Genomic DNA, 15,108 nt, shown 5'->3' with positions numbered 1-15,108 from the left:
GCCCGGTGATCCGCTGAGTGATCCCCCGGACATGTTTCGATACATTGTGAGGGGAGGGAAGGCGCCGCGGGCTAAGCCCGCGTCGTCGGTCGGGTGCGGTTTGTGCCGCACCCGCCGGCCGAACCGGCGTGAGTCGTGCGCCAGCATGGCGCACGCCACGCTCGGTTATTGATTCATGCTGTCGAAGAAATCGGCGTTGGTCTTCGAATCCTTCATCTTGCCCAGCAGGAACTCCATCGCGTCGACGGTGCCCATCTGCATCAGGATGCGGCGCAGCACCCACATCTTGGACAGCTGCCCCTTGTCGACCAGCAGCTCTTCCTTGCGCGTGCCCGACTTGCCGACGTCGATCGCCGGGAAGATGCGCTTGTCCGCCACCTTGCGGTCGAGCACGATCTCGGCGTTGCCGGTGCCCTTGAACTCCTCGAAAATCACCTCGTCCATGCGGCTGCCGGTGTCGATCAGCGAGGTCGAGATGATCGTCAGCGAACCACCTTCCTCGATGTTGCGCGCCGCACCGAAGAAGCGCTTCGGCCGCTGGAGCGCATTCGCGTCAACACCGCCGGTCAGCACCTTGCCCGAGCTCGGGACGACGGTGTTGTAGGCGCGGCCCAGGCGCGTGATGTTGTCGAGCAGGATGACGACATCCTTCTTGTGCTCGACCAGCCGCTTGGCCTTCTCGATCACCATCTCGGCGACTTGGACGTGGCGCGTCGCCGGCTCGTCGAAGGTCGAGGACACGACCTCGCCGATCACCGTGCGTTGCATGTCGGTGACTTCCTCGGGCCGCTCGTCGATCAGCAGGACGATCAGGAATACCTCGGGGTGGTTGATCGAGATCGCGCGCGCGATGTTCTGCATCATGATCGTCTTGCCGACGCGCGGCGGCGCCACGATCAAACAGCGCTGCCCCTTGCCGAGCGGCGTGACCACGTCGAGCACGCGGCCCGACTTGTCCTTGATCGTCGGATCCTCGATCTCGAGCTTCAACCGCTCTTCGGGGTAGAGCGGCGTCAGATTGTCGAAGTTCACGCGCTGGCGCACGCGATCGGGGTCCTCGAAATTGACCTGGGTGATCTTCACCAGCGCGAAGTAACGCTCACCGTCCTTCGGTCCGCGGATTTCGCCTTCGACCGTGTCGCCGGTGCGAAGGCCGTGCTTTCGCACCTGGTTCGGGCTGACGTAGATGTCGTCGGGCCCGGCGAGATAGTTCGCCTGTGCCGAGCGCAGAAAACCGAACCCGTCGGCGAGCACCTCGATCGTGCCCTCGCCCATGATCTGCTCGCCGTTCTCTGCCTGAACCTTCAGGATCGCGAACATCAGATCCTGCTTGCGCAAGGTCGAGGCGCCCTCGACGCCCAGCTCCTCGGCCAGTTGGACCAGCTCGGCAGGAGCCTTCTTCTTCAAATCTTTCAGGTGCATGGTCGTCGGTCCGATACGATCGGGTAAACAGGGAGAAGCTGGTTCCGGCGAAAGGAGTAAGTCGCTGGCGGAAACGCTGGAAGGAGGCGGCAGGGCGCGGGCGCGCCTCTACCGTGCTCGCGACCTAAGATTGGCGCGTAGCCAAGTCAAGCGCGCAAGGCTCGCCCAGGCGCCCGGCCGATCGAAACGGCCTTACGACTCAGAACGGCTTCACGATCACCAGGATGACGATCAGCGTGACGGCGAGCGCGGGTATCTCGTTCATCATCCTGAGCGCCTTGTTCGACACGGTCGCACGACCCCGCGCCAGCTTCTTGGCATATCCGACCGCCCAGCCGTGATAGCCACTCAGCAGCAGCACGATCAGCAGCTTGGCATGGAGCCAGCCGAGCCCAGGCACGCCCGCGAGCAGCCCGGCGTTGATCGCGAGCAGGATGCCGAGCACCCACACCAGCACCATCGCCGGTGTCAGGATGATGCTCCGCAGCTTGTTCTCGCGCTCGGTCCAGCGCGCCGCCTCGCCCGCGTCCGCCAGCCCTTCCTGATGGTACACCAGGTAACGCGGCAGCATGAACAGCCCCGCCATCCAGAAGATGACGAAGATCAGATGCGCCGCTTTGACCCACAGATAGGTCGCGCCCAGAAAACCCGGTTCCATCATTCAGCCCTTAGCACGGCAAGTAGCCGTTCGACATGCGCGATCGGCGTGTGCTGCCCAATGCCATGCCCCAGATTGAACACGTGCGGGCGTCCGGCGAGCGCCGCCATGATCGCGCGTGCGCCGTCCTCCAGCGCAGGTCCGCCCGCTTCGAGCAGCAGCGGGTCGAAATTGCCCTGCACCGGCATCCCCGCGGGCAGCACGCGGTTCGCCCATGCCGGGTCGACCGTCTCGTCCAGCCCGATCGCGTCGGGCGCGACCCCCGCGGCGTAATCGACCAGCTTCGCGCCCGCACCCTTGGGGAAACCGATGATCGGCACGCCCGGATGCCGCGCCCGTAATGCATCGACGATCGCCCGGTTGGGCTGGATCACCCAGCGCTCGAACTGCGCCGGGCTGAGCGACCCCGCCCAACTGTCGAACAGCTGCACCGCCTCGACGCCCGCCGCGATCTGCCGCGACAGATACTCGACCGTCAGCGCAACGACCCGCTCGATGATCTCACCAAAACGCACAGGGTCGCGATAGGCCAGCATCCGCGTCGCGCCCTGGTCCTTCGATCCCGCGCCCGCCACCATGTACGTCGCGACCGTCCACGGCGATCCGGCGAACCCCAGGAACGTCGTCTCAGCCGGCAGCATCGCCGCCACCCGCTCCACCGTCGCATAGACCGGATCGAGCCGCGTGAGATCGGGGGTCAGCGCATCCAGATCGGCCTCGACCAGCGCCGGCGCCAATCGCGGGCCTTCGCCCACCCCGAACGTCAGCTCCTGTCCCAGCGCCCACGGCACCATCAGGATGTCGCTGAACAGGATCGCGCCGTCGAACCGGAAGCGGCGGATCGGCTGCACCGTCACTTCGGCTGCGGCGTGCGGGTCGATCGCCAGCGCCAGGAACCCGCCCTTCTCCGCTCGCAATGCGCGATATTCGGGCAGGTAGCGTCCAGCCTGACGCATCAGCCACACCGGTGGACGCGACCGCGCCTCACCGTTCAGAACCGCGAGCAGGGGCTTGGAGCCGGACAATCGGGCACTCCTTCTTCAATAGAAGAATCTAAAATGAGGGTTGTTGATGTTGTTGGCGTGTGGGCGCCGGGGATTATGCGTTCGCACACTTAATGCCAACAGATTGACTCGTGTGACTCACCGATTCCACCGGGATTCGATTCAACCGCTACCACGACTCACAGCCTGTGGATAAATCGAGGCGGCGTTGGCGGGATTGTGGACAAGTACCGCGTTATCCACGGCGGCTGGCCGGCTTGGCGGGTCGGCCGAGTTACGCTAGCCCTCGTCCCCATGTTGTCCACAGATCGATCCTGAGCGCTGCGTGCCGGTCCGGCTCCACCTCCACTTGCTGTCCGATTCAACCGGCGAGACGCTGGAGAACATCGCCAAGGCGGCGCTGGCGCAGTACGACGACGTCGAGACGGTCCGGCATTTCTGGCCGATGGTCCGCACCGAGGCGCATCTCGACCGCATCCTGCAGGAGATCGCGCAGAACCCCGGCCTCGTCATCTTCACGCTGGTCAATCCGCAGACGCGCCGCGCGCTCGAAGGGCGCTGCCACGCGCTCGGCCTGCCGATGGTCGCCCCGCTCGACCCGGTGAACGACGCGCTGTCGGGCTTGCTCGGGCAACAGGCCAAGGCACGCCCCGGACGCCAGCACGTGCTCGACGCGGCTTACTTCGCGCGCGTCGACGCGATCCAATTCACCATCGCGCATGACGACGGGATCGCGTGGGAGGAATGGGAGGAGGCCGACATCGTGCTCGCGGGCGTCAGCCGCTCGTCGAAGACGCCGACCTCGATCTATCTCGCCAATCGCGGCTACAAGACCGCGAACATCCCCGTCGTGGTCGAAAGCCCGCCGCCGCCGCTTCTCTACCAACTCAAGAACCCGCTCGTCGTCGGGCTCACCACCAGTGCCGACCGGCTGATCGCGATCCGCCGCAACCGCCTGCTCTCGCTCAACCAGGCGCCGGAAACCGATTACGTCAACGGCGAGGCGGTCGCGCGTGAGATCGCCTTTGCGCGCCGGATGTTCGCCGACAACGGCTGGCCGGTGATCGACGTCACCCGCCGCTCGATCGAGGAAACCGCCGCCGCGATCATCTCGCTGTGCAACGAACGCCGCGGCGACGCCGTCGGCCCGCGCGACTGACCCACCGTCATCCCGGATTTGATCCGGGATCCCGCTTCTCCGCCGCGGCCCGATCGGAGCGAGCCCGAACGTCAACAGCCGACCGCCGCAGCCACACCCTGGACCTCATCACCCCATGACCCTCATCCTCGCCTCGCAATCCGCCTCGCGTACCGCCATGCTGTCGGCCGCCGGCGTCCCCTTCACCGCCGAACCCGCCCACGCCGACGAGGCAGCGCTCAAGGCCGCGATGGCGGGCGCACCCCCGCGCGACATCGCCGACGCGCTCGCCGAACTGAAGGCATTGAAGGTGTCCGCGCGCCATCCCGGCCGGCTCGTGCTCGGCTCCGACTCGCTTGCGGTGCTCGACGACGGCACGATCCTCGACAAGCCGCGCGACCGCGACGACGCGCGCGACCATCTGCTGCGGATGTCGGGCAAGCGCCACGACCTCGTCAGCGCGGCGGTGATCGCGGAGAACGGCCGCCCGGTATGGCGCCACGTCGAGGCCGCGCGCATGTTCGTTCGACCGCTGTCTTACAGCTTCGTCGACGCCTATCTCGACGCCGAATGGCCGGCGATCGCGGGGTGCGTCGGCTGCTACCGGATCGAGGGGCCGGGCGCACAATTGTTCAGCCGCATCGAAGGGAGCCAGTTCACCGTGCTCGGCATGCCGCTCCTCCCGGTGCTCGGCTACCTGCGCGACCGCGGCGTGCTGCCCGCCTGATCCTGCAACACCGTCATCCTGGGCTCGACCCGGGATCCCGCTTCTTCTCACCGGCTGCCGCACGGGAGCAGGAGCTCGGATCAAGTCCAAGGCTACGATCATCAACAGCCGCGTTGGTGTGACCTTCGCGTGACCTTCCACCCCGCTGGCCCCGCAGAAAGTGACCCGTTGGACTAACCTTTGCCTGACCTTTGGCGCATGATGCCACGATGACCCGCCCCTATGCAGAAGTGATCGGCGACCCGATCGCGCATTCCAAGTCGCCGCTGATCCACCGTTTCTGGCTCGACCAGCTCGGCATCCAGGCCGACTACCGCGCCACCCGCGTCGCCCCCGACGACCTCGCCACCTACTTCGCCGAGCGTGCGGCCCACTCCGACTGGCGCGGCTGCAACGTGACTGTACCCCACAAGGTGGCAGCCCTCGACCACGTGCCCGATCCCGGCGACGTGCGCGGCTCAATCGGTGCCGCCAACACCGTGTTCCGCACCCCCGACGGGCTGGCGGCGACCAACACCGACGCCGCGGGATTCCTGTCGCCGATCGCCGACCTCGACCTCGCGGACAAGCCGGTGGTGGTCGTCGGGGCAGGGGGCGCGGCGCGCGCGATCCTGTTCGCGCTGTCGAAGGTCGGTGTCGGTCCGGTCACCCTGCTCAACCGCACACCGTTGAAGGGTGCCGCACTACTCGCGCAATTCGGCCTGAAGGGACAGGCGCTTCCGCTCACCGCCAAGCTTCCGCCCGCGGCCTTGCTCGTCAACGCGTCCACGCTCGGCATGGCAGGCCAGCCGCCACTCGATCTCAACCTGTTGGCGCTCCCAGCCGACGCGATCGTCTACGACATCGTCTACTCGCCGCTCGAGACCGACCTGCTGACCCAGGCGCACGAGCGCGGACTCGACACGATCGACGGGCTCGACATGCTCGTCGGGCAAGCCGCGCTCGCGTTCGAGCTGTTCTTCGGCCAGCCCGCTCCGCGCGAGCACGACGAAGACTTGCGCGAACGGCTGCTCGCGTGACCCGGCTAATCGTTGGCCTGACCGGCTCGATCGGCATGGGCAAGTCCACCGTCGCGCAGATGTTCCGCGACGAGGGCGTCCCTGTCTTCGACGCCGACGCCGAGGTGCACCGGTTGCAAGGCCCAGGCGGCAAGGTAGTCGCGGCGATCGAGGCGCGCTTCCCGGGTACGACCGGGGCAGCGGGCGTTGACCGCGCGAAGCTCGCCGCCGCATCGCTGGGCGATGATGCGGCGATGAAGGCACTGGAGGCGATCGTCCATCCCGCGGTCGGAGTCGAGCGCGCCGCCTTCCTGACGGCACATGCCGATGCGCCGTTGATCGTGTTCGACGTGCCACTGTTGTTCGAGACCGGCGGTGACGCCCGCGTCGACAAGGTGGTGGTCGTCTCGGCCGATCAGCACGTCCAGCGCGCCCGCACGCTGGCGCGTCCCGGCATGACCGAGGCGAAGCTCGACGCTATCCTCGCGCGCCAGACCCCCGACGCGGAGAAGCGCGCGCGCGCCGACGTCGTGATCGCGACGGACACCTCGCTGGAGGAAACGCGTGGCCAGGTCCGCCGCGTCGTCGCTTGCCTCCGCGCGGGGGAAGCACGATAATCGCTTCCCCATGCGCGAAATCGTCTTTGATACCGAAACAACGGGCCTGAGCTTCGCCGGCGGCGACCGGATGGTGGAGATCGGCTGCGTCGAACTGTTCAACCGCGTCGAGACCGGGCAGACGTTTCACGCTTACTATCACCCCGAACGCGATATGCCCGAGGAGGCAGCGCGGGTGCACGGCCTGCGCATCGACTTCCTGTCCAAGTTCCCGGTGTTCACCGCTGGCGTCGACGCGCTGCTTGAGTTCATCGGCGACAGTCCGCTGATCGCGCACAATGCCGGCTTCGACTTCTCGTTCCTGAACGGCGAGTTGGAACGCTGCGGCCGCACGGCGGTGTGTCGCACCCGCATGGTTGACACGTTGCAGATCGCGCGTAGCCGCCATCCCGGCGCCAAGCACACGCTCGACGCGCTCTGCAATCGCTACGGCGTTGATCGCTCGCACCGCGTCATGCACGGCGCGCTGCTCGACGCGCAATTGCTCGCGCAGGTCTATGTCGAGCTGCTCGGCGGCCGGCAGATCGGGCTCGGGCTGGTGAGCGACGTGATGGTCGAGGCCGCGCCCGTGGTCACCGCATCCCCGCGCAAGGCACGCGCACCGCGCGTCTTTCATGCAAGCGCGGCGGAACTGGCGGCGCACGCAGCGTTTGTGAATGGTATAAAGGAGCCTTTGTGGGGAGCGGCCGAAGGCTCTTCGTGAAGGGGGCCGTCGCGCCCGGTTGGCGCGGATGGCGGGGTCGTCCTGGCCCCGTGTCGAGCAGGAGAAGACAATGGATATCCGGACCAATGGTCACCAGGTTTCGATCGGCGACGCGCTGAAGAGCCATGTCGAGGACCGCCTCCAGGGTATCGCCGACAAGTATTTCGCGCGCGCCATCTCGGCCGAGGTGACCTTCGGCAAGGGCCCGCACGACGTCGGTTTCCGCTGCGACATCGTGTCGCACGTGATGCGCGGGCTGGTGCTGAAGGGCGCGCACGAGGCGCATGACGCGCACGTCGCCTTCGACGGCGCGGCCGAGAAGATCGAGAAGCAACTGCGCCGCTACATGCGCCGCCTGAAGGATCGCCACGCCGCGCACGTCGGCGCGGAGGCCGAGCAGGACCGCTCGGGCTACGACAATGCCGGCTATACGTTGTTTGCCGAGTCCGTGTCCGAAGAGGAAGATACCACCGACGCCCCGTTGATCATTGCGGAAACGCGCGTCGACGTGCCCGATGCCAGCGTCTCCGACGCGGTGATGATGCTCGATCTGCGCAACACGCAGGCGCTTTTGTTCAAGAATGCGGGCACGGGCGCGTACAACATGGTCTATCGCCGCGGCGACGGCACGATCGGCTGGGTCGAGCCGCAGCGCGGCTGATCTCCACCCACATAACGCAACATGGACCTGAGCGACCTGTTGCTGCCCGAGCTCGTGGCGGTGGATGTTCCCGCCGCCACGCGCAAGGCAGCCTTTACGCAGATCGGCGCCCTTGCGGCGCCGGTGCTGCACCTCGACGCGCGCGTGATCGCCGACGCGCTCGGCGCGCGCGAGAAACTCGGGTCGACTGCCTTTGGCGGTGGCGTGGCGATCCCGCACGCGCGTCTGGACGGGCTCGACCGCATCGTGGCGGGTGCGATCCGGCTGGCGCAGCCGATCGATTTCGCCGCCGTCGATGACGCACCCGTCGACTTGCTGTTGATCCTGTTCTCGCCGCCGAACGCGGGTGGCGATCATCTGAAAGCGCTCGCGCGCGTGTCGCGTCGGCTGCGCGACCGCGGCTTCGTCGCCAAGCTGCGCGGCGCGGGCTCGCGCGACGCGATCTGGGCATTGCTCACGGACGAGACACGTGACGCCGCCTGAGGGAGCCGCCGCGCATTTCCGCGCGCTCGAAGCGCTCTACACGGCTGCCCCGATCAATCGCTTGTTCGAGTCGCGACTAGAGGTGCCTGAGGCGGGCGTAGCACGCATCCATTTCGCGATCGACGAGCGGCATTTTCACGCGGCCGGTGCAGCGCACGGCACCAGCTATTTCAAGATGCTGGACGATGCCGCCTTCTACGCCGCCAACAGCCTCGTCACCGATCGCTTCCTGCTCACCACTCAGTTCAGCCTCAACTTCACGCGACCGCTGGGCATAGGTCCGGTCGTCGCCGAGGGACGTTGGATCAGCGGGCAGCGCCGCGTGTTCATCGCCGAAGCACGCTTGATCGCCGCCGATGGCGAGGAAGTGGCGCGCGGCACCGGCACGTTCATGCGGTCGCGCATCGCACTCGCCGGGCTGCCCGGCTATGGTGCGCCGGCGTGAGCGGACGGCTGCCAACCCATCTCGCGGTGGGCGCGCTCGTCCGTCGCGTCAACGACGCCGGCGGCTTCGCGGTGGTGCGCGCGCGCGGCGAGGCGCAGAGCGGTGCGATCCTGGTCGTGATCGAAGACGATGGCCGAATACGCGCGCTGGAACGGTTCCGTGATCTCGACGATCGCGAGACGCTGGTTCCCGCGGGGCCAAGTGACAGTGATGGTGCCGCCATGGACGACTATTGGCGGAAACGACGCGTTTCCGATCCTGATCTATGGGTCATCGAACTGATGATCCCGCAGGCCGAACGGTTCGTCGCTGAAACGATCCTGGTTTGTTGACCCGTTAATCGCCGCAGTCGAGAGAGACTTTCATCAACAAACGCGTTGTGCTGCGCCGGTGTGCGATGCCGGACGGTTACGCAGTCGGGGGGATCCCGGCGGTGGCGTACTCGCTCGCGAGTAGCGCGCACCGTCCGTGTACTCACCGCACGATGTAGACGATGAATGACGTTTCGGAAGCGCGCTGCGACCATTGCAGCGACCTTGATCTCTCTCGCTGGCCTGACGCTCCACAGCACAGCCAGCCTGGCAGCGGAAACACCCGTTGTCGTATCGAGCAGTCAAGCTTCTGAACAACCGGCCACTTCTTCGGTTCCCGCGTCCTATTTCGTTCAACAGCTCCCCGCCGAGCCTAGCGTCCAGGCGGCCGTGGCGCAGGAGCCGGCCTTCGCACCCGACGCGGACGAAGACGACACCGTCGCCTACCCGACGCTCGCCGCAGCGGTTGCCGCACAGGAAGCTTCCGCCGACAACGAGCAGATCCGCTGCTTGGCGGGTGCGATCTATTTCGAAGCGCGCGGTGAGCCGCTCAGTGGGCAGCTCGCGGTTGCCGAGGTCATCCTGAACCGCGCCAATTCGGGCCGGTTCGCCAAGAGCGCGTGCGGCGTGGTGACGCAGCCCGGCCAATTCTCCTTCGTGCGCGGCGGCCGCATCCCCGACGTTGCCGAGAATGCACGCTGGCGCACCGCGATCGCGGTGGCCAAGGTCGCGATGAAGGATGCGTGGGACAGCGACGCTGCCAAGGCGCTCTACTTCAACGCCGGCCGCTCGCCGGGTCGTTCGCTGATCCGTGTCGCGTCGATCGGCAATCACACCTTTTATCGCTGAGCCGCGCCGGCGCGAACGGCCGCTAGCCGCCGTTCTCGCAATGTTCTAAAGGTCGGCGATGTTGCAGCCGCCCGCCTCCTGCCAGGATCATGCCAGCGATACGCTCTGCGCCGCTGATGTCGCGCGCGGAGTGACGCGCATGTTCCTGCGTCACGATCTCGCCACCATCCACGAAGTACCATTGGAGGGTGGGCGCCGTGCCGACCTGATGGCGGTCGACGCGCGCGGACAACTCGTCATCGTCGAGATCAAGGTGTCGCGCGCCGACCTGCTCGGCGACGGCAAGTGGCAGGATTATCTCGCGCATTGCGACCGCTTCTACTGGGCGGTGCCGGCGGGCTTCGACGCGTCGCCAATCGACGGACCCGCCTTCCTGCCCGAGCGCACCGGCGTGATCATCGCCGATCGCTACGATGCGGAGATCGTGCGCGAGGCGCGGACCGACCCGCTGCCCGCGCATGTGCGCAAGCGCTGCACGCTCGCCTTCGCGCGCCGCGCTGCCCGCCGCCTGATCGCGCATCACGATCCGGAGGCGATGCAGTTCGGCGGGTAAGTCAGCGCAGCGTTGGTCCGGACACCGCGCGCGGCTTGACTACGGGAGTGTCCGACAGAACCTTCAGCACCGGCGCGGCGCGCGGATCGGCCTTGGCGTAATCGCGCGCCGACATGCCCGCGACATTGTCGGTCTGATCCGGGTTCGCGCCAGCGGCGAGGAGGGAGCGCACCAGCGCCAGGTCGCGACGCTGCACCGCGCGGATCAGCGGCGTCTCGCCACCCGAATTGCCGAGGTTCGCATTCGCCTTCACCAAAGCAAGGATATCGATCAGCGCGGGTTCGCCGCCCTGCACAGCTAGCATCATCGGCGTGTTGCCGGCATTGTCGCGAATGTTCGGGTCGGCACCCTTCGACAACAGGTAGCGCAGATAGGTCGCGTCACCGCGTTTGACCACGATGTGCAACGCGGTCTCGCCATTGGTCACGTCGCGCGTGTTGACGATCCGCTGTCCCGGCTGCTCGACCAACTGCGTCACAACCGTGCCATCGCCGCTGCGTACCGCTTGCAGGAACTTGTAGCTGGCCGATTGCTGCTGCGCTGCGACCGGAGCGGCGACTAGGATCGCGGCGGCGGCGAATAGGGCGGAACGGAACATGGGCCTCGCTCGGATGACAATGACGAAAGGGCGACGAACGCCTTGGCGAACATGCACTTGCTCCCCATCGTATAACCAATCAATGCTGGACGCACCATGTACATGCCCCGTCTGATGCTCGCCCCGGCCGCGCTGCTCGCGGCGGCGCTCTCGTCCTGCTCGTCGCCAGTTGCGTCGACGCCCGCCCAGCCGCCACTAGCCGGTGCACGGATCGGGGGACCGTTCACGCTGGTCGACCAGAACGGCCGCACGGTCACCGACGACGATTTCGCCGGGCGCTACCGCATCATGTACTTCGGCTACACCTTCTGCCCCGACGTCTGTCCGACCGATGCGCAAAATATCGGTGCCGGCTTGCGCCTGCTTGAGAAGAGCGACCCGACGCTCGCGGCGCGTGTCGTGCCGATCTTCGTCAGCATCGATCCTGCGCGTGACACGCCCGCGGTGCTCAAGCAGTTCGTCGCCGCGTTCCACCCGCGCATGATCGGGCTGACCGGCAGTGCGGCGGAGATCGCGCGCGTCGCCAAGGAATACGGCGTATTCTTCGCGCGCGGCAAAGGCACGCAGGACGGTTACCTTATGGAACACAGCCGACAAATTTACCTGATGGACCCCGCGGGCAAACCGCTCGCGCTGCTGCCCGAGACACCGCCGCAGGCGCTGGTGGACGAGATCGCGAAGTGGGCGAAGTGAGCGCGCGTTTCTGGGAAGACACGCCGTTGTCGAAGCTCGATCGCGCGCAATGGGAAGCGTTGTGCGACGGTTGCGGCAAATGCTGCCTGCACAAATTGGAGGATGACGAGACGGGTGAGATGTACGCCACCAACGTCGCGTGTCGCCTGCTCGATCGGCGCAGCGGGCAATGCTCCAACTACCGCAACCGCCGCGCTTATGTGAGCGAGTGCGTGCGGCTGACCAACGGCAACGTCGACCAGATCGACTGGCTGCCCTCGACCTGCGCCTATCGCCTGCGCGCCAACGGTGAGCCGTTGCCCGAGTGGCATTATCTCAACAGCGGCGACCGCGACGCGGTACACCGCGCGGGCGAGTCGGTACGCGGCTGGACGATCAGCGAGGACGATGCCGGCGACCTGGAAAACCACGTGGTCGATCGTCGGTTGTAACGCGGGTGGAAGACGACGCGATTGAGGTCGTTCGCCACCCACGCGCGCGCCGGGCGAAGCTGTCGTTCGATCCGGTAACCGGTCGTGTCCGGCTGACCATCCCCAAACGCGCGGCGCTCGCGCCGATGATGGCCTGGGCGAGGTCGAAGGAGGAATGGATCGCGCAGCAGCGTGACGTGCTGCCGCAGGCGCGCCCGTTCGTGCCGGGTGCGACGCTGCCGCTCGACGATGAAAACCTCTCGATCGTCTGGCAGGCGGAGGCGCTGCGCAGGGTCGAGCGCGATGGCGCGACGCTCGTCGTCGGGGGGCCGATCGACCGAGTCGAGGCGCGCGTCGCGACGTGGGTAAGGCAGCAGTCGCTCGCTCTACTGGTCGCCGATACCGCTTTCTACGCCGAGCGCGCCGGAGTGAGCGTGACGCAGGTAAGCGTCGCCGATCCGCGTGGCCGCTGGGGGAGTTGCGCGTCGAGCGGTGCAATCCGCTACAATTGGCGCCTCGCACTCGCGCCGCGCACCGTACGCCGGGCCACCGCCGCACACGAGGTCGCACACCGCGTCCATATGAATCACGGGCCGGCGTTTCACGCGCTGGTGGCCGAACTGTTCGGGCGCGATCCTACGCCTGAGCGGCAGTGGCTACGCCAGCACGGCGCCAGGCTTCACTGGTATGGTCGTTCGTCGTCCGAAGGTTCGGCGCGGGGCGGGTAGCGTCGCTCACCCGCCTGCGGTGCGGGTTCGCGCACTGTCGGGGGTGCTGGGCGCGCGGGATCACGCCGCCTGTTGGTGACGCGGTCGATCCAGTCCTGATCAAGCCGCTGCTCGTCGCCGTCGACCGGCTGTGGCTCGTCCGGGTTCGCGCGCTGCGGCTGCTCGCGCACCGTCGGTTCGGATGCCGATGGCGGATTGCCGTCGTCATCGACGAACGTGCCGTTGTCGGGTGAGCCGAAATACGCTTCCTCATCGGGTTCGAGCTGCCATTCGGGCAGCGTCACCTTGGTGTCGAACTCCTCGATCGGGCGATTGGCGACCGCGCGGCTCATGAATGCGGCAAAGGCCTTCGCCGGCGCGGTACCGCCGTGCAGCCCAGCGATCGGCCGCGCATCGTCGCGCCCCATCCACACGCCCGTCGTCATGCCCGACGAAAAGCCGAGGAACCAGCCGTCCTTGCCCGAGGTGGTGGTGCCCGTCTTGCCCGCGACGGGTCGCCCGATCTGCGCCGCGCGACCGGTGCCGGTGTTGACTGCGGTCTGGAGCAGGTCGGTCATGCGCGCGGCGACGTCAGGGGCGACCAGCACGCGGCTGCGGTCGACCTCGTGCGTATAGATCGTCTCGCCGTCGCTCGTCACCTTGGTGATTGCGTAGGGGGTGATCGCCACGCCCTTGTTCGCGACGCTGGCGAAGGCGCGCGTCATGTCGATCAGCCGCACTTCCGATGTGCCGAGCACCATCGAGGGATGCGTGTTGACGCGCGTGGTGATGCCGAAGCGGCGCGCCATGTCCGCTACCGTTTGGAACCCTACCGCCTGCCCCAGCTTCGCCGCGACGGTGTTGAGCGAATAAGCGAAGGCGGTGCGCAACGTCACTTGCCCCGAGTTGCGGCGCGAATCGTTGCGCGGGCTCCACCCGTCGATCGTGACCGGTGCGTCGAGTTCCTTGTCTTCGGGCGTCTTCCCCGCCTCGATCGCGGCGAGATACACGAACAGCTTGAACGCCGATCCCGGCTGGCGCACCGCTTGCGTCGCGCGGTTATAGATCGAACTCACGTAGTCGGTACCGCCAACCATCGCGCGCACGGCCCCATCGCGGTCGATCGCGACCAGCGCACCTTGCGCGCCCTTGGGCACGTTCTGCCGGATCGCTGCATCGGCGTCGCGCTGCATCGACGTGTCGATCGTGGTCCACACTTCGAGCGGCTTGACCGTCTCGTCGATCAACAACTCGAGCTGCGGCAATGCCCAATCAGTGAAATAGCGCACGCTGTTCTGGCGCGGGGCGGGGGCGAGCTTGACCGCCTGCGGATCGGCGGATGCGGCCTCCGACGGCGTGATCGCGCCCGTCTCGCGCATCGTCTCGATCACCACGCCGGCGCGGCCGACTGCGGCCTCGGCGTCAGCGGTCGGCGAGTAGCTCGACGGCGCCTTGACCAGCCCGGCGACGATCGCGGCTTCGGACAGGTTCAGCTCGTCCGCGCCGTGACCGAAGAAGCGCCTGGACGCCGCGTCGATGCCGTACGCACCGCCACCGAAATAGACCTTGTTCAGGTACAATTCGAGGATCTGGTCCTTGGAAAATTTTCGCTCCATCGCCAGCGCCAGGATCGCCTCGCGGAACTTGCGGCCGAACTTCTTGGCTGAATTCAGGAAGATGTTGCGCGCGAGCTGCTGCGTGATCGTCGAGCCGCCCTGGGTCCAGCGCCCGCGCCGCACGCGCACGTCGACCGATCGCGCCACGCCGACCGGATCGACGCCCAAATGGCTGTAGAAGCGACGATCTTCGACCGAGATCATCGCGCGCTGCATCACGCTGGGAATGCGGTCGATCGGCAACCACTCGCCGTAGCTCGGCCCGAGCGACACGATCACCGAGCCATCGGCGGCGTGAACGCGGATCATCTGCCCGTTGGGTGAGGACTTCAGATCCTCGAAGCTCGGCAATTGCGCCCGCGCGACATAAACCGCGGTGACGAGCGCGCCGAGTGCGACCAAGGCGAGCACGACCAGCGACTTCCACGCGATCGACCAGCGCCGCCGCCACGGAGAGCGGGTCTTGGAGCGCTTGCGGGATGAGGAGGGACGGGCGCGGGCCATGGCGTCGGCCC

Annotated in this window: 19 protein-coding genes; 14 read left to right on the top strand and 5 right to left on the bottom strand. The window is 66.9% G+C overall.

Annotated features, from left to right (window positions below):
- Positions 1–165: 165 nt before the first annotated feature.
- The 3 genes from rho to hemE all read right to left on the bottom strand — a co-directional run bounded on the left by rho (position 166) and on the right by hemE (position 3,105).
- Entirely contained in the window at positions 166–1,422 is a 1,257-nt protein-coding gene (gene rho / locus HRV97_RS12695; protein ID WP_174194635.1) for a transcription termination factor Rho, read from the bottom strand.
- Between the two features lie 199 nt (positions 1,423–1,621).
- Positions 1,622–2,080: a CopD family protein gene (locus HRV97_RS12690; protein ID WP_174194634.1), complete on the bottom strand. Its 459-nt coding sequence runs from the start codon at positions 2,078–2,080 to the stop codon at positions 1,622–1,624.
- Positions 2,080–3,105 carry a uroporphyrinogen decarboxylase gene (hemE, locus tag HRV97_RS12685; RefSeq protein ID WP_174194633.1) on the bottom strand — a complete coding sequence of 342 codons (1,026 nt, stop codon included), beginning with the start codon at positions 3,103–3,105 and terminating at the stop codon, positions 2,080–2,082. Before hemE ends, HRV97_RS12690 begins: the two co-directional genes overlap by 1 nt.
- 304 nt (positions 3,106–3,409) lie before the next feature.
- On the opposite strand from hemE, the gene HRV97_RS12680 reads away from it, so the two are divergent.
- The 11 genes from HRV97_RS12680 (at position 3,410) to HRV97_RS12630 (ending at position 10,569) form a co-directional block, all read left to right on the top strand.
- Positions 3,410–4,243, top strand: coding sequence for a pyruvate, phosphate dikinase/phosphoenolpyruvate synthase regulator (locus HRV97_RS12680; RefSeq protein ID WP_174194632.1), 834 nt, complete (start codon positions 3,410–3,412; stop codon positions 4,241–4,243).
- A gap of 115 nt (positions 4,244–4,358) precedes the next feature.
- Positions 4,359–4,949, top strand: a complete 591-nt coding sequence (locus tag HRV97_RS12675) for a Maf family protein (protein ID WP_174194631.1) — start codon at positions 4,359–4,361, stop codon at positions 4,947–4,949.
- A 209-nt stretch (positions 4,950–5,158) separates the two neighbouring features.
- Complete coding sequence (locus HRV97_RS12670) at positions 5,159–5,968, top strand: shikimate dehydrogenase family protein (protein ID WP_174194630.1); 810 nt, start codon at positions 5,159–5,161, stop codon at positions 5,966–5,968.
- Positions 5,965–6,564: a dephospho-CoA kinase gene (gene coaE / locus HRV97_RS12665; RefSeq protein ID WP_343044505.1), complete on the top strand. Its 600-nt coding sequence runs from the start codon at positions 5,965–5,967 to the stop codon at positions 6,562–6,564. Before HRV97_RS12670 ends, coaE begins: the two co-directional genes overlap by 4 nt.
- A gap of 10 nt (positions 6,565–6,574) precedes the next feature.
- Positions 6,575–7,267, top strand: coding sequence for a DNA polymerase III subunit epsilon (gene dnaQ / locus HRV97_RS12660; protein ID WP_174194629.1), 693 nt, complete (start codon positions 6,575–6,577; stop codon positions 7,265–7,267).
- Between the two features lie 70 nt (positions 7,268–7,337).
- Positions 7,338–7,928 (top strand): ribosome hibernation-promoting factor, HPF/YfiA family, encoded by a 591-nt coding sequence (gene hpf / locus HRV97_RS12655; protein ID WP_174194628.1) that lies wholly within the window; start codon positions 7,338–7,340, stop codon positions 7,926–7,928.
- Positions 7,929–7,949: 21 nt separating this feature from the next.
- Entirely contained in the window at positions 7,950–8,411 is a 462-nt protein-coding gene (locus HRV97_RS12650; RefSeq protein WP_174194627.1) for a PTS sugar transporter subunit IIA, read from the top strand.
- The gene (locus HRV97_RS12645; RefSeq protein ID WP_174194626.1) at positions 8,398–8,856 is read left to right on the top strand and encodes a hotdog domain-containing protein; all 459 of its coding nucleotides are present in this window, start codon (positions 8,398–8,400) and stop codon (positions 8,854–8,856) included. Before HRV97_RS12650 ends, HRV97_RS12645 begins: the two co-directional genes overlap by 14 nt.
- A complete protein-coding gene (locus HRV97_RS12640; RefSeq protein ID WP_174194625.1) occupies positions 8,853–9,188 on the top strand; it encodes a DUF1491 family protein in 336 nt (111 codons plus the stop codon). Before HRV97_RS12645 ends, HRV97_RS12640 begins: the two co-directional genes overlap by 4 nt.
- Before the next feature lie 369 nt (positions 9,189–9,557).
- A complete protein-coding gene (locus HRV97_RS12635) occupies positions 9,558–10,016 on the top strand; it encodes a cell wall hydrolase (RefSeq protein WP_343044504.1) in 459 nt (152 codons plus the stop codon).
- A 58-nt stretch (positions 10,017–10,074) separates the two neighbouring features.
- A complete protein-coding gene (locus HRV97_RS12630) occupies positions 10,075–10,569 on the top strand; it encodes an MmcB family DNA repair protein (protein WP_174194623.1) in 495 nt (164 codons plus the stop codon).
- Position 10,570: 1 nt separating this feature from the next.
- On the opposite strand, the gene HRV97_RS12625 is transcribed toward HRV97_RS12630, so the two are convergent.
- Positions 10,571–11,167 carry an ankyrin repeat domain-containing protein gene (locus HRV97_RS12625; RefSeq protein ID WP_174194622.1) on the bottom strand — a complete coding sequence of 199 codons (597 nt, stop codon included), beginning with the start codon at positions 11,165–11,167 and terminating at the stop codon, positions 10,571–10,573.
- Positions 11,168–11,263: 96 nt separating this feature from the next.
- Here HRV97_RS12625 and HRV97_RS12620 point away from each other — a divergent pair, with 96 nt between their 5' ends.
- The 3 genes from HRV97_RS12620 to HRV97_RS12610 are packed head-to-tail and all read left to right on the top strand — an operon-like array spanning position 11,264 to position 12,998.
- On the top strand, positions 11,264–11,860 hold the full coding sequence (locus HRV97_RS12620; RefSeq protein ID WP_174194621.1) for an SCO family protein: 597 nt from the start codon (positions 11,264–11,266) through the stop codon (positions 11,858–11,860).
- Positions 11,857–12,291, top strand: coding sequence for a YcgN family cysteine cluster protein (locus HRV97_RS12615; protein ID WP_425505768.1), 435 nt, complete (start codon positions 11,857–11,859; stop codon positions 12,289–12,291). Before HRV97_RS12620 ends, HRV97_RS12615 begins: the two co-directional genes overlap by 4 nt.
- A 5-nt stretch (positions 12,292–12,296) precedes the next feature.
- Positions 12,297–12,998, top strand: coding sequence for a YgjP-like metallopeptidase domain-containing protein (locus HRV97_RS12610; RefSeq protein WP_174194619.1), 702 nt, complete (start codon positions 12,297–12,299; stop codon positions 12,996–12,998).
- Here HRV97_RS12610 and HRV97_RS12605 read toward each other — a convergent pair.
- Positions 12,950–15,097, bottom strand: a complete 2,148-nt coding sequence (locus HRV97_RS12605) for a transglycosylase domain-containing protein (RefSeq protein ID WP_174194618.1) — start codon at positions 15,095–15,097, stop codon at positions 12,950–12,952. The genes HRV97_RS12610 and HRV97_RS12605 overlap by 49 nt on opposite strands.
- Between the last annotated feature and the right edge of the window lie 11 nt (positions 15,098–15,108).

It is taken from the genome of Sphingomonas hominis (assembly GCF_013328205.1).
Classification (GTDB): Bacteria; Pseudomonadota; Alphaproteobacteria; order Sphingomonadales; family Sphingomonadaceae; genus Sphingomonas; species Sphingomonas hominis.
This window is presented reverse-complemented; position numbering and strand designations above follow the sequence as displayed.

Bases quoted from the DNA above. Each gene is read 5' to 3' on its own strand.
- HRV97_RS12605 (WP_174194618.1), bottom strand. From the start codon at position 15,097: ATGGCCCGCGCCCGTCCCTCCTCATCCCGCAAGCGCTCCAAGACCCGC.
- HRV97_RS12675 (WP_174194631.1), top strand. From the start codon at position 4,359: ATGACCCTCATCCTCGCCTCGCAATCCGCCTCGCGTACCGCCATGCTG.
- dnaQ (WP_174194629.1), top strand. From the start codon at position 6,575: ATGCGCGAAATCGTCTTTGATACCGAAACAACGGGCCTGAGCTTCGCC.
- hpf (WP_174194628.1), top strand. From the start codon at position 7,338: ATGGATATCCGGACCAATGGTCACCAGGTTTCGATCGGCGACGCGCTG.
- HRV97_RS12630 (WP_174194623.1), top strand. From the start codon at position 10,075: ATGTTGCAGCCGCCCGCCTCCTGCCAGGATCATGCCAGCGATACGCTC.
- HRV97_RS12625 (WP_174194622.1), bottom strand. From the start codon at position 11,167: ATGTTCCGTTCCGCCCTATTCGCCGCCGCCGCGATCCTAGTCGCCGCT.
- HRV97_RS12650 (WP_174194627.1), top strand. From the start codon at position 7,950: ATGGACCTGAGCGACCTGTTGCTGCCCGAGCTCGTGGCGGTGGATGTT.
- rho (WP_174194635.1), bottom strand. From the start codon at position 1,422: ATGCACCTGAAAGATTTGAAGAAGAAGGCTCCTGCCGAGCTGGTCCAA.
- HRV97_RS12620 (WP_174194621.1), top strand. From the start codon at position 11,264: ATGTACATGCCCCGTCTGATGCTCGCCCCGGCCGCGCTGCTCGCGGCG.
- HRV97_RS12670 (WP_174194630.1), top strand. From the start codon at position 5,159: ATGACCCGCCCCTATGCAGAAGTGATCGGCGACCCGATCGCGCATTCC.
- HRV97_RS12690 (WP_174194634.1), bottom strand. From the start codon at position 2,080: ATGGAACCGGGTTTTCTGGGCGCGACCTATCTGTGGGTCAAAGCGGCG.